Raw genomic sequence first — 12,289 nt, forward strand, 5'->3', positions numbered from 1 at the left:
CTGCGCGAGGGTCTCTGGACCGGTGGTCGGCAGAGGGGATGTACACGGGGTGAATCTCAAGTAAGATTATCGAAATAATGGCGAAGGGGGAGTGATGAGTACTGCAACGTTCGGCGGCGAGGACAGCCGCTACGTCCTCCGTGTCGACCTGCCGGCTCGTTCCCCCGTCGACGTCGGACTGCGCGTGGACCACCTGTTGCGCCGCTTCACTGACGAGTTGGCCGAGGCGCTCCCCGGCCTGCAGCCCAGCGTGGAGCGGATCCTGCTCCCGGCCGCTGCCGGCCCGTCGGCCCCACTCCCGCGGAGCAGGCCGGAGATCCCCGTCCTTGCCATCGACGTCGACGCCCGTCGGGTCTTCGTCGGGGACCGGCTCGTGCAGCTCGCGCACAAGGAGTTCGAGATCCTGCGCCAACTCGTCGCGCGACCCGGTGAGGTCGTCACGCGGGAGGAGATCGTGGCCGGTTTCGGTGACGGTTCCAGGCCTGCTCCTCGCACCGTCGATGTCCACGTCCACCGGATCCGGGCCAAGCTCGAACTCTGCGGAGACTGCATCTCGACGGTCCGGGGGAACGGCTACCGGTTCAACGAGTCGTCCTCGGTCGTCGTCTCCTGAGAGGCTGCGCGCCTTCTGCTTGACGTGACCTGCTTCACTTTCGACGTGACCACTGTCTTCGACTTCACCGCCACTGCCATCAACGGCACGCCCACCGATCTCGGCGACCACCGCGGCAAGGTGCTGCTCGTCGTCAACACTGCCAGCCAGTGTGGTTTCACGCCGCAGTTCACCGGCCTCCAGCAGCTCCAGGACGACTACGCCGAGCGCGGATTCAGCGTGCTGGGCTTCCCCTGCGACCAGTTCCGCCACCAGGACCCGGGCACCGACGAGGAGATCGCAGAGTTCTGCACCGGCCACTTCGGTGTCACGTTCCCGATGTTCTCCAAGGTCGACGTGAACGGCGAGAACGCCCACCCGATCTACCAGTGGCTGCGCGAGCAGAAATCAGGCGTGCTGGGCAACAAGATCAAGTGGAACTTCACCAAGTTCCTGATCGGCAAGGACGGCGCCGTGATCAAGCGCTACGCCCCCACCACCAAGCCCGAGGCGATCGCTGCCGACGTCGAGGCCGCACTCAACGCCTGACCCGCACGCAGACGCGGGACACCCCGCACGCAGACGCGGGACACCCCGCACGCAGACGCGGGACACCCCGCACGCAGACGCGGGACGTCATAAGAATCGCGGGCCCAGGGCCCTGATTCCCATGACGTCCCGCGTCGTGGTGCGTCTGGTCAGACGAGCTCGAACTTCTCGCGCTGGTCCTCGGGCACGAGGTCGACGTACTCGGGGTGCTTCTGGATCCAGCCCTTGTAGAACGGGCAGTAGGGGCGCACGGCCAGACCGCGGGTGCGGACCTCGTCGAGCGAACCCTTGGCCAGCTTGCCGGCCAGCCCCTGGCCACCGAACTGTTCGAAGACCTCGGTGTGGATGAAGTCGATGCGGTTCTCGTCCAACAGCAGGCGGTAGTCGGCGAAACCGGCCAGCTCGCCGTCGACGAGCACCTCGTAACGGTTCTCGGCCGGGTTGTCCTTCACGGTCACGTCACTCATGCCTCCACCGTAGGTGCGACGTCGACGTCGCGCGACCCCTCCGACGACTTCGGTGCAGCGTCCAGGTGGGCCGGACGACGCGGCCACCAGAACTTCTCGCCCAGGGTGATCGCGATCGCGGGCACCAGCACGGTGCGCACCACGAGGGTGTCGAGCAGGACACCCACGCAGATGATCGTGCCGATCTGGGCCAGCATCACCAGCGGCAGCACACCCAGGACCGCGAAGACGGCCGCGAGCAGGATGCCGGCGCTGGTGATCACGCCGCCGGTGGCGGTGAGCGCACGCAGCATGCCCTGACGGTGCCCGAAGGTGCGGGCCTCCTGACGGGCGCGGGTGATCAGGAAGATGTTGTAGTCGACCCCGAGCGCCACCAGGAACAGGAACGCCGTCAAGGGCACCTGCTGGTGGACGGCCGGGAAGTCGAAGACGAACCGGAAGATCCACCACGACGTGCCGAGTGCCGCACCGTAGGTGGCCACCACGGTGGCGACCAGGATGATCGGCGCGACGATCGAGCGCAGCAGCAGACCCAGACCGATCAGGACCAGCAGGACGACGGCCGGCAGGATCCGCAGGCGGTCGTGGTTGGCGGCGTCGGTCTCGTCGATGACGTTGGCGTCGCCACCGGTGACGTAGGTGTCGTCGAACTGCTCCAGGGCGTCGCGGACGTCCTTGACGGCCTGGGTGCTCTCCGGGGTTCCGGGGTTCACACCGAGGACGACGTTGACCTGGCTGGTCCCGTCACGGCCTCCGCGCTGCTCGGCCCGGATCACGCCGTCCACCCCGGTCACGGCAGTGGCCACGGCCTCGGGATCGGCCTTGGTGAGCACCTGCAGCGGGTCGGCGGTGCCGGCCGGGAAGTGTTCGGCGAGCGTCTCGGAGACGACGACGGCGTCGGGCGTCTCCAGGAACTGGTCGGCCTGACGCAGGCCGGTCCTCATGTCGAGCAGGCCGGCGGAGAGGACGGCGAGCAGCACCAGGGTGCCGACCACGAACGACTTGGGGCGCTTGTCGACGGCCAGGCCGACCTTGTGCCAGAAGCCGGTCGACTCGATCAGCAGCTCGTCGCCCCGGCGCGGGGTCCTGGGCCAGAAGATCCAGCGGCCGAAGCAGGAGAGTGCGGCGGGCAGGGAGACGAGTGCGAAGAACGCCGCCACGACGACGCCGACCGCACAGGCCACACCGAGGCCGCGGGTCGTGGGCATCACCGACAGGGTCAGGGTGAGCGTGCCCAGGACCACGGTCGAGGCGGCGAAGACGACCGACTCGGTGGTGGCGTGCAGGGCCCGAGCCATCGCCAGACGGCGGTCGTCCTCGATCTTCAGTTCGTCGCGGTAGCGCGAGATCAGCAGCAACGCGTAGTTGGTGCCGGCGCCGAAGACGAGCACCGAGAGGATGCCCACCACCGACGGGTCCCAGGCGAGGCCGTCGAAGTTCTTCATGACGTGGGTCGCGGCCAGGGCGGCGAACCGGTCCGCGACGCCGACGACGGCGAGCGGGATGATCCAGAGCACGGGGCTGCGGTAGGTGACGATCAGCAGGACCGCGACGATGCCGGCGGTGGCCGCGAGGAGCTTCACGTCGGCGCCGGCGAAGACCTCACCGAAGTCGGCCTTGAACGCTGCGGGGCCGGTGAGCGCGGCGGTGACACCGTTGGGTGCCTCCTCGGCGATCTTGGTGCGCAGGTCGGCGACCTTGCCGCGGTTCTCCTCCGACGTCGCGGCCTGGACGGGCGCGATCGTGTAGGCCGCAGCGGCGTCCTCGGCGACGACGAACGGGGCGTTATCGCCGGCCAGCACCTTGAGTTCGGCGAGCTGGTCGTCGCTGAGCGTGCCGTTGTCGGCGGTCCACAGTGTGATGGCCGCGCTGGCTTCACCGTCGGAGATCTCGGCCTGGAGGACGGCTGCCTCGGTCGAGTCGAACCCGGCGGGCAGGTTGTCGGTGACGCCGGTGGGCCGGTCGGCCTCGCCGACCATCCCGATGAATGCGCCGGCGAGGAGGAGCGGGAGAAGGGCGAACAGCCATGCGTACCGTCGGGATGTGACGGCTCGGGTCAGGGCTGTGGTGCCGGCTGTTGTGCCGGATCGGGACATCGGGGGGACTCCTGCTGGGTAGAGTGCCAATGCTGAGTGCCTTGAATGCCAGCAACGTTAACCAACGTCAGGCATGTGTCGCTCGGCACAACCGTGCGTGATCCGCAGGTATTCCGAGCGATCGGTAGAGACATGAGTGAGACAACGATGACCCCTCCCTCCCCCACGCGGGCCGCTTTCGTGGATTCCGACGTCGCGTCCTCCCTGGGCTCCGACATCGAGCAGTCGGTCCGGCTGGTGCGGGAGCTCACGAAGCTGGGGGTCAGGCTCAAGAACGTCGCCTCACGCCACACCGGTCTGAGCCCGGCCGACATCTCTGCGCTCTCCATCCTGGTCAAGGACGTCGTGGGGCCGGCCGACCTGGCGCGCCAGCTCGACGTCTCGACGGCTGCGGCCACCGGCATCGTCGACAGGCTCGCTGCACGTGGCCTCGTCGAGCGGCACGCGATCCCCGACGACCGTCGTCGTACCGCGCTGCACATCACCGAGTCCGGACGCGCCGAGCACGCGCACTACCTGCAGCGGATGGCGGACGGCCTGCGCGAGCTGGACCGTCAGTTCTCCGACGCCGAACGCGACGTCATCGAGCGCTACCTGACCGGTGCGGTCGCTGCGATCGCCGACGCCGTCGACGAGTACGGGCAGGACCCCTCCGAGGACGCCTGACCCACGTCCCGGGGCGTCTCAGAACGTCGTCAGGAGCGCACAGCCGACGATCCCGGCACGGTTGCGCAGTGTCGCCGGAACGATCTCGGTGGTCACCTCGACGTGCGGCAGGAACTTCTCGTGCGCCTTCGAGACGCCTCCGCCGACGACGATCAGGTCGGGCGTGAAGATCCGCTCGAACAGGCCGTAGACCTCGGTGAGCCGTTCGGCCCACTGGGTCCAGGAGAGGTTGACGAGCTCCCGTGCGCTGGTGGAGGCCCACTTCTCGGCCTCGGTGCCGTGCATCGGGATGTGCCCGACCTCGACGTTGGGCACCAGCACCCCGTCGCGCAGCAGGCCTGCGCCGATCCCGGTGCCGAGCGTCGTGACCAGCACCGTCCCGTTCCGTCCGGCGGCAGCGCCGTAGCGGTGCTCGGCGAGCGCGGCGGCGTCGGCGTCGTTGATCAGGGAGACCTCGCGCTGCAGGCCCTCGGTGAGGAAGGCGGCGGCGTCGAGCCCGACCCAGTCGGGGTGGATGTTGGGGGCGCGCCCGATCACGCCGTCGGCGACGATGCCGGGGACGGTGATCCCGACGGGCCCGTCGACGCGGGGGTTGAACTCCAGGACCTCGCGGAAGACGGCGAGGACGGCGTCGGGCGTGGAGACCCGGGGCGTGTCGAGGCGGCGCTTGGGGCCGGCCAGTTCACCGGTGGCGAGGTCGACGGCGGCGCCCTTGATCCCGGTGCCGCCGAAGTCGATGCCGATCCGGACGTCGTCGCGGGCGCCGGTGGCCTTGGACGTGAACTGCGGACTCATGGGCGCGAGGTTAGCCGGTGGCTCTGCCTCGCGCCCATGCGTCGTCACGGTGTCGACTCAGAGGGTGTGGTCGCGCACGGCGTCCGGGTCGACGTGGTGGACGTCCAGCGCGGGGCCCTCGGGAGTGGCGCGGCCCAGGTGCACGACGGCGGCGGCCAGACCGCCCCACAGGACCGCGATGGAGAAGACCATCATGGCGATGGATTCGGCGCTCATCGCTGAGCTCCTTCCTGGGCGGGGGAGGGGGTGGGTTCGAGGTCGCGGTCGGCGGGGACCTCCAGGGAGGTGCCCTTGCGCCACGGCATGAGGGCCAGCAGGACTGCCAGCACGATCGCACCGCCGGCGACGCCCCACCCGAAGATGCCGACCATCCACGTCTCGTAGCCGCCGTAGGTCTCGTCGAGGGTGTCCTTGAGGCTCTCGACGAAGATGTACCCCAGCGCGACCGGGACGACGGTGCCGACCAGCAACGGCCACCAGCCGCGCAGCTTCACCGAGCCGCGGGCGTCCAGGTGACGCTGCAGCAGGGGGAGCTTGCGCAGCACCCAGGCCAGCACGACGACGGCGACGAGCGCGGCGAACAGGATGCCGAACTGGTTGATGAAGTAGTCGGCGATGTCGAGGACCGCGACGCCGCTGGCGGTGGCGAAGAAGAGCACGCTGACCACGGCGATCGGGACCGTGACGACCATGGTCGCGGCCACGCGGCCGAGCTCCATCTTGTCGCGGACCGCGGAGATGATCACCTCGAGGATCGAGACCAGTGAGGTCACGCCGGCCAGCACCAGCGAGCCGAAGAAGAGCACACCGATCACGGCTCCGCCCGGGGCCTGGCTGATGATCGTCGGGAAGACGATGAAGGCGAGTCCGATGCCGCCGCTGGCGACCTCGTCGACGGTCACGCCGTTGGCCTGGGCCATGAAGCCCAGCGCTGCGAAGACACCGATGCCGGCGAGCAGTTCGAAGCTGGAGTTGGCCAGTCCGACCACGGTGCCGGAGCCGGTCATGTCGGTGTCACGGTCCATGTAGGACGAGTACGTGATCATGATGCCGAAGCCGACCGAGAGCGAGAAGAAGATCTGGCCGAAGGCGGCGGCCCAGACGCCGGCGTGGGTCAGGGCCTCCCAGTTGGGCGTGAAGAAGGCTTCCAGGCCGACGGACGCGCCGTCGAGGAAGAGCGCCTGGACCACGAGTGCGCCGAAGGCGATCACCAGGACCGGGATGCCGATGACGGAGGTCAGGCCGATGCCCTTCTCGACGCCCGCCGCCATGATCGCGATGACGACGATCCAGATCAGCACCATCGGCACGAGGATCCCGGGGACGAAGTCGAAGGAGAGCCCTGAGGTGTCGGCGTGGAGGAAGTCGCCGAAGAAGAAGCCTTCGGCGTCGTCGCCCCAGGCCTTGTCGACCGAGAAGATCGTGTACTTCGCGGCCCAGGCGATGATCGCGGCGTAGTAGGCGGCGATGACGACGCAGATCATCACGTGCCACCAGCCCAGCGATTCGGTCCAACGACGCATGCGGGCCCAGGTGAGCGGTGAGGAGCCGCCGTGGCGGTGGCCCATCGCGTAGTCCAGGTACAGGAACGGGATGCCGGCGCAGAACAGGGCGACCAGGTACGGGATCAGGAACGCGCCGCCGCCGTTCTCGTAGGCGACGTAGGGGAAACGCCAGATGTTGCCCAGCCCGACGGCCGAGCCGATCGCGGCGAAGATGAAGACCTTGCGTGACGAGAACCCGCCGCGCTTCTGGGGGGCGGTGCTTGCGCCCGCTGCGGCCGTGGTGCCGCTTGCGTCGGACATGGGGGCTCCTCGTGTTCAGGGGTTCGTCGAGTGTGGCACGCGACGTCGTCGCTGGGGCGGATCGAACGGCGGGCCGTGACCCACTCGTGAACCATCTGTCCAGATTCTGGGACGATACCGTCCGAATCGTGATCGGGTCAGTACCTGATCGGGGGTGAAGCGCCTGAGGGGCGTACCCGATCTCGGGGACATGCGGGCGATTCGCTGGCCGCCTCCGGCTGCTCGCCGCACACTCGCCGCGTGACGACTCTCATTGCCCCAGGTCCGCGTTCCGACCGTGCGCCCGGGAGGGTGAGCGATCTGCTCCACTGGGCCACCAAGCACGGAGTCACCCGCGGCGTCCTGGGGATCGCCGCCCGCCGCGGCAACCTGCAGGCACAGCTCATGACGCTGCGCCCGGACCGGGCCGACGACCTGCGTCGGATCGTGGCGCAGATGCGCGACGCCGGACCGGTGTACGTCTCCCCGATCGGTCGTGTCGTCACCTCGCACGCCGGCGTGAAGCAGGTCCTCTCCGACGACTCCTTCACCACCAACCGTCCCCAGCCGCCGGGGTTCCTGGGTGACCTGGCCCGACGCACCACACCCCCCTCGATCCATCCGCTCGAACGCCCGTCGCTGCTCGCGACCAATGCGCCCGAACACACCCGCTACCGCCGTCTCGTCACCGGGGTCTTCACCGTGCGTGCCGTCGAACGCCTGCGCCAGTGCACCGAGGCGATGGCCCACGACCTGCTCGACGAACTCGAGTCCGTCGCCGCCCGACCCGTCGACCTCGTGGAGCGGTACTGCGCACCGCTGCCGGTCAACGTGATCGCGGAGATCCTGGGGGTGCCCGACGAGTTCCGCGACGACGTCCTGCGCTTCGGCACCGGCGCCGCGCCCAGCCTCGACATGGGCATCACCTACCGCCAGCACCGTCAGGTGGAGGCGTCGCTGCTGGCCTTCGAGGACTGGCTCGACGACCACCTGGCGATGTTGCGCCGCAGCCCGGGCGCCGACCTGATGAGTCAGCTCGTCGCCGCCACCGACGACGAAGGTCCCTTGGGTGAGCGTGAGCTGAAGGCGACCGCCGGGCTGGTGCTCGCTGCGGGCTTCGAGACGACGGTCAACCTCCTGGGCAATGCCACCCACCTGCTCCACGACCACGCTGCGCAGCGGGCCGAGGTCATCGGCGACGGGGCGGTGTCGGGGCCGGGATCGTGGCTCAACGTCGTGGAAGAGGCGCTGCGTTTCGACCCGCCGGTGCTGCTGACCGGCCGCAAGGCCACCCGTGGCACCGAGGTCGACGGCTCGCCGGTGCGGGCCGGGGAGACGATCGCGACCGTGCTGTGGGCCGCCAACCGGGACCCGCTGGTCTTCGAGAACCCCGACGCCTTCGACGTCACGCGTGCCAATGCACGCGAACACATCGCGTTCTCCTCGGGTCGCCACCACTGTCTGGGCGCGGCCCTGGCCCGGATGGAGGGAGAGGTCGCGTTGCGGGCACTGCACGAGCGCTTCCCTGATCTCAAGGTGTTGCCCGGGGCGAGGCGTCGTTCGACCCGGATCCTGCGCGGCTACCGGACGCTGCCGGTGCTGCTGCGTCCCTGAGGTCGCCAGGGCCGAAGTCAGCACAGCCGAAGTCACCGCCACCGAAGTCACCGGCACCGAAGTGACCGGCACTGGAAAACGGGGTCAGGCGTCGATTCCGCGGGTGCCAGGTGGGGCTGGTGGGACACCTGAGATTTCTGGGACATCGTGCCGCTGTGCCCTGTGCTGATACCCCGTTGTGTGGCACCCGTTCGGCACCCCGAACGCGGGCGTGAACGACCTGGAAAATGCTCCACAAGGTGTGGAGAAACAGCAGGTCGCTGGATCAAGACTCCCATGCACAGGTTGTCCACATTTCCATGCACAGGCTCTAGCGTTTTCCACGGATAGCAACTCCCCCTCCACAGGTGTGTACAACCTGTGCAATACCGGTTCGCCCTCCCGTTTCCCGCCGGTGGGAGGCAGCATGGAATCCTTGGCGGGCTGCGACGGAGAGGGTCGTCGCGCAGGCGCACGGGCGAGGAGTGGCGTGGAGTACCGGGAGCGGGTGGTCGACGGACTGCTGGCGCGCCACCTGGTCGACTCCGCCGTCGTCGTCCTCGAGGGGCCCCGCGGTGCCGGCGCCTCCCGCGCAGCCGGACGTGTGGCCGCCCGGACGTGGCGGCTCGACATCGACGACTACGCCCGTCAATTTGTCGACATGGCGCCCCATCTCCTGCTGGAGCCCGGTGGCGCCCCCGGACCCGTCCTCTTCGACGAGTGGCAGGAGATCCCGCGGACCCTCGCCCGCGTCCTGAGCAGCGTCGATGCCGCTCCCGGGCAAGTGCTCCTGGCCGGTTCCGAGACGCCGACCGAGGCCGACGAACTCCTGGCCTCTGGCGCCGTCGCACGGGTGCAGATCCGCCCGATGAGCCTGTGGGAGTCAGGTCATTCCACCGGCGCGGTCTCCCTGGCTGCGCTCTTCGCCGGGAACGACGTCGACCTCACCGCTCCCGCGCCGACCCTGGACCCGCACCAGCTCTTCGAACGGATGGTCGTCGGCGGTTGGCCCGGTCTCGAGGGGCTCGGCGAGACGAAGGCCCGTCGCTGGCTGCGTGAGTACCTGCTGATCCTGGTCCGTGACGACTTCCCGACGCGCGGCGTGCGCCGCACCCCGGATGACCTGCGGCGATTCCTCGGTGTCCTCGCCGCCGGGGTCGGGACCGAGCAGAAGTTGAGTGCGGTGGCCCGGGACCTCGCCGCTGCCACCAGCACCAGGACCCCGCGCGCGGAGACCGTCGCGGAGTACCTCACCGTGCTGCGTCGGCTCCTGCTGTTGGAGGACGTCCCGGCGTGGACGCCGCAGCTCACCAGCGCAGCTGCGCTGCGCCGCACTCCGCGCCGGTTCTTCGTCGACCCCTCGTTCGGGCTCGCGGCGCTGGGCCTCAGTAGTGCTGCGCTGCGCCGCAACCTCACCGCCGCGGCCCAGCACTTCGAAGGGCTCGTGCTGCGTGACCTGCGCACCTACGCGGACCCGCTCGGCGGCGTCGTGCACCACCTGCGTGACAACAACGGGCGCACCGTCGACTTCGTCGTCGTCCTGCCCGACGGCTCCTGGGGCGGCGTCGCGGTGAGGATGAATCCGGCCGGGATCGACGACGCTGCGAAGGAACTTCTCTGGCTCGCCGGCCGTGTCGACGTTTCCGTCACGGGCCAGCACCCCGCAGCGTTCATGCTCGTCGTCACAGGAGCGGGTCTCGTGGAGGTCCGCGACGACGGTGTTCTGGTGGCGCCGGTCGCGTCACTGCGCCCCTGACGCACCCCTTCATTCCCTGGGACGTCATAGGAATCGGGGCCTCGGGCCCACGATTCCTATGACGTCCCGCCAGCCGGCGTCCCGCAGACAGGGGGTGGCCACGGTGCAACCCTTCCCAAGTCGGGGAGACGTCCCTAGGGTCCGGTCATGCGCGCAGCCCAGGTCGTCACCCTCACCGGTCCCGCCGACGTCGTCGTCCAGGAAGCCCCCGACCTCACGCCCGGCGTGGGCGAGGTGCTCGTCGAGGTCCATGCCGCAGGGCTGGCGTTCCCCGACGTCCTGCTCTCACGCGGGCAGTACCAGATGAAGCCCGAGCCGCCCTTCACCCTCGGCGCCGACGTCGCGGGCGTCGTGGCCGCGCTCGGTCGGGGCGTCACCGGACTCGAGGTCGGCCAACGCGTCGCCGGCGTCATCCCGCACGGCGGGGCTGCCGAGTACGCGGTCCTGCCGGCCGACTGGGTCTTCCCGCTGCCCGGGATCCTCACCTTCACCGAGGGTGCAGCGTTGGGCATGAACTACCTGACCGCCGACTTCGTCCTGCACCGACGCGCACAGGTGCGCCCGGGGGAGACCGTCTTGGTCCACGGCGCAGCGGGTGGGGTCGGGACCGCCACGATCCAGGTCGCGAAGGCGATGGGTGCCGAAGTGATCGCGGTGGTCTCCACCCAGGAGAAGAGCGTCGTCGCGCGGGCCGCCGGTGCTGACCACATCCTGTTCACCGACGGCTTCCTCAACGGCGTGAAGTCGCTGACCGAAGGCCGCGGCGTCGACGTCGTGGTGGACGTCGTCGGAGGAGAGGTCTTCACCGACTCCCTGCGCGCGCTGGCCCAGTACGGCCGACTCGTCGTGGTGGGGTTCGCCGCCGGCCAGGGCATCCCGGAGGTGAAGGTCAATCGGCTCCTGCTCAACAACATCGACGTCCGCGGAGCCGGGTGGGGTGCCGCAGTGATGACCACGCCGGGCGCGATGCAGGAGCAGTGGGCCCGGATCGAGCCGATGATCGATTCCGGCGTCGTGCGTCCGCCGATCAGTGCGGTGCACCAGCTCGACGACGTCGCCCACGGGTTGTTGGAGATCGACGAACGTCGAGCGGCCGGGAAGGTCGTCCTCGCCGTCCGCTGATGCACCAGTCACAAGTGCTGTCGAAACGGTCGTTTCGCAGCACTTGTGACTGATGCGCGAGGGGTGGAGCCCCGGTTCACAGGCTCCTCACAGCAACAGCACAGTGCAGGGAATGACACCCGCGGGATGATCGAGTCATGAACGTCGATGCTCCCCTGACGCGACCCGACGGCAGCCCCATGCGCGTCCTCGTGGTCGACGACGAGGTCAACCTGACCGAACTGCTCTCCATGGCCATGCGCTACGAGGGCTGGGACGTCACCGCCGCCCACACCGGCACCGAGGCCGTCACCGCCGCATCGCACACCCGTCCCGACGCGGTCGTGCTCGACATGATGCTCCCCGACTTCGACGGCCTCGAGGTGATGCGTCGGATCCGTCAGGAGCAGGACGTCGCCGTCCTCTTCCTCACCGCGCGCGACGCGGTCGAGGACCGGATCGCCGGACTCACCGCCGGCGGCGACGACTACGTCACCAAGCCGTTCAGCCTGGAAGAGGTCGTGGCCCGAGTCCGCGCGCACCTGCGTCGTGGCGGTGTCGCCCGGGTGGCGGAGTCCGCGGTGCTCCGGGTCGGCGACCTCGTCCTCGACGAGGACTCCCACGAGGTGTTCCGCGGTGGCGACGAGATCCGGCTGACCGCCACGGAGTTCGAGCTGTTGCGCTACCTCATGCGCAACCCGCGTCGGGTGCTGAGCAAGGCCCAGATCCTCGACCGGGTCTGGAACTACGACTTCGGCGGCCAGGCCAACGTCGTCGAGCTCTACGTCTCCTACCTGCGCAAGAAGATCGAGGCCGGACGCGAACCGATGATCCACACCGTGCGCGGTGCCGGGTACGTCCTCAAGCCCGCCGCCGGTACTGAGGCCTGA

Annotated in this window: 12 protein-coding genes; 7 read left to right on the forward strand and 5 right to left on the reverse strand. The window is 69.1% G+C overall.

Going from position 1 to position 12,289, the window contains the following annotated elements:
- Nucleotides 1-94: 94 nt before the first annotated feature.
- Both EOV43_RS00455 and EOV43_RS00460 read left to right on the forward strand, forming a co-directional pair.
- Nucleotides 95-613, forward strand: coding sequence for a winged helix-turn-helix domain-containing protein (locus tag EOV43_RS00455; protein WP_128219190.1), 519 nt, complete (start codon nucleotides 95-97; stop codon nucleotides 611-613).
- Between the two features lie 45 nt (nucleotides 614-658).
- A complete protein-coding gene (locus EOV43_RS00460) occupies nucleotides 659-1,141 on the forward strand; it encodes a glutathione peroxidase (protein WP_128219191.1) in 483 nt (160 codons plus the stop codon).
- Between the two features lie 149 nt (nucleotides 1,142-1,290).
- Here the strand turns inward: EOV43_RS00460 and EOV43_RS00465 are convergent, their stop codons facing one another.
- Nucleotides 1,291-1,608 carry a GNAT family N-acetyltransferase gene (locus EOV43_RS00465; protein ID WP_128219192.1) on the reverse strand — a complete coding sequence of 106 codons (318 nt, stop codon included), beginning with the start codon at nucleotides 1,606-1,608 and terminating at the stop codon, nucleotides 1,291-1,293.
- The gene (locus EOV43_RS00470) at nucleotides 1,605-3,704 is read right to left on the reverse strand and encodes an MMPL family transporter (protein ID WP_128219193.1); all 2,100 of its coding nucleotides are present in this window, start codon (nucleotides 3,702-3,704) and stop codon (nucleotides 1,605-1,607) included. Before EOV43_RS00470 ends, EOV43_RS00465 begins: the two co-directional genes overlap by 4 nt.
- 147 nt (nucleotides 3,705-3,851) lie before the next feature.
- On the opposite strand from EOV43_RS00470, the gene EOV43_RS00475 reads away from it, so the two are divergent.
- Nucleotides 3,852-4,370 carry a MarR family winged helix-turn-helix transcriptional regulator gene (locus EOV43_RS00475; protein WP_164878754.1) on the forward strand — a complete coding sequence of 173 codons (519 nt, stop codon included), beginning with the start codon at nucleotides 3,852-3,854 and terminating at the stop codon, nucleotides 4,368-4,370.
- An 18-nt stretch (nucleotides 4,371-4,388) separates the two neighbouring features.
- Here EOV43_RS00475 and ppgK read toward each other — a convergent pair whose 3' ends face one another.
- Genes ppgK through EOV43_RS00490 form a run of 3 tightly spaced genes read right to left on the reverse strand, consistent with a single transcriptional unit; the run spans nucleotide 4,389 to nucleotide 6,970 of the window.
- Entirely contained in the window at nucleotides 4,389-5,165 is a 777-nt protein-coding gene (ppgK, locus tag EOV43_RS00480; RefSeq protein ID WP_128219195.1) for a polyphosphate--glucose phosphotransferase, read from the reverse strand.
- Between the two features lie 57 nt (nucleotides 5,166-5,222).
- Nucleotides 5,223-5,381 carry a methionine/alanine import family NSS transporter small subunit gene (locus EOV43_RS00485; protein ID WP_128219196.1) on the reverse strand — a complete coding sequence of 53 codons (159 nt, stop codon included), beginning with the start codon at nucleotides 5,379-5,381 and terminating at the stop codon, nucleotides 5,223-5,225.
- Nucleotides 5,378-6,970, reverse strand: a complete 1,593-nt coding sequence (locus tag EOV43_RS00490) for a sodium-dependent transporter (protein WP_128219197.1) — start codon at nucleotides 6,968-6,970, stop codon at nucleotides 5,378-5,380. Before EOV43_RS00490 ends, EOV43_RS00485 begins: the two co-directional genes overlap by 4 nt.
- 291 nt (nucleotides 6,971-7,261) lie before the next feature.
- On the opposite strand from EOV43_RS00490, the gene EOV43_RS00495 reads away from it, so the two are divergent.
- The 4 genes from EOV43_RS00495 to EOV43_RS00510 all read left to right on the forward strand — a co-directional run bounded on the left by EOV43_RS00495 (nucleotide 7,262) and on the right by EOV43_RS00510 (nucleotide 12,289).
- Complete coding sequence (locus EOV43_RS00495; protein ID WP_128219198.1) at nucleotides 7,262-8,563, forward strand: cytochrome P450; 1,302 nt, start codon at nucleotides 7,262-7,264, stop codon at nucleotides 8,561-8,563.
- A gap of 469 nt (nucleotides 8,564-9,032) precedes the next feature.
- Nucleotides 9,033-10,298 carry an ATP-binding protein gene (locus EOV43_RS00500; protein WP_164878755.1) on the forward strand — a complete coding sequence of 422 codons (1,266 nt, stop codon included), beginning with the start codon at nucleotides 9,033-9,035 and terminating at the stop codon, nucleotides 10,296-10,298.
- A gap of 147 nt (nucleotides 10,299-10,445) precedes the next feature.
- A complete protein-coding gene (locus EOV43_RS00505) occupies nucleotides 10,446-11,420 on the forward strand; it encodes an NADPH:quinone oxidoreductase family protein (protein ID WP_128219200.1) in 975 nt (324 codons plus the stop codon).
- A 137-nt stretch (nucleotides 11,421-11,557) separates the two neighbouring features.
- Complete coding sequence (locus tag EOV43_RS00510; protein WP_128219201.1) at nucleotides 11,558-12,289, forward strand: response regulator transcription factor; 732 nt, start codon at nucleotides 11,558-11,560, stop codon at nucleotides 12,287-12,289.

Origin of the sequence: Nocardioides yefusunii, assembly GCF_004014875.1 — a bacterium.
GTDB lineage: Bacteria > Actinomycetota > Actinomycetes > Propionibacteriales > Nocardioidaceae > Nocardioides > Nocardioides yefusunii.

Bases quoted from the DNA above. Each gene is read 5' to 3' on its own strand.
- EOV43_RS00490 (WP_128219197.1), bottom strand. From the start codon at position 6,970: ATGTCCGACGCAAGCGGCACCACGGCCGCAGCGGGCGCAAGCACCGCC.
- EOV43_RS00470 (WP_128219193.1), bottom strand. From the start codon at position 3,704: ATGTCCCGATCCGGCACAACAGCCGGCACCACAGCCCTGACCCGAGCC.
- ppgK (WP_128219195.1), bottom strand. From the start codon at position 5,165: ATGAGTCCGCAGTTCACGTCCAAGGCCACCGGCGCCCGCGACGACGTC.
- EOV43_RS00505 (WP_128219200.1), top strand. From the start codon at position 10,446: ATGCGCGCAGCCCAGGTCGTCACCCTCACCGGTCCCGCCGACGTCGTC.
- EOV43_RS00455 (WP_128219190.1), top strand. From the start codon at position 95: ATGAGTACTGCAACGTTCGGCGGCGAGGACAGCCGCTACGTCCTCCGT.
- EOV43_RS00475 (WP_164878754.1), top strand. From the start codon at position 3,852: ATGACCCCTCCCTCCCCCACGCGGGCCGCTTTCGTGGATTCCGACGTC.
- EOV43_RS00465 (WP_128219192.1), bottom strand. From the start codon at position 1,608: ATGAGTGACGTGACCGTGAAGGACAACCCGGCCGAGAACCGTTACGAG.
- EOV43_RS00510 (WP_128219201.1), top strand. From the start codon at position 11,558: ATGAACGTCGATGCTCCCCTGACGCGACCCGACGGCAGCCCCATGCGC.
- EOV43_RS00485 (WP_128219196.1), bottom strand. From the start codon at position 5,381: ATGAGCGCCGAATCCATCGCCATGATGGTCTTCTCCATCGCGGTCCTG.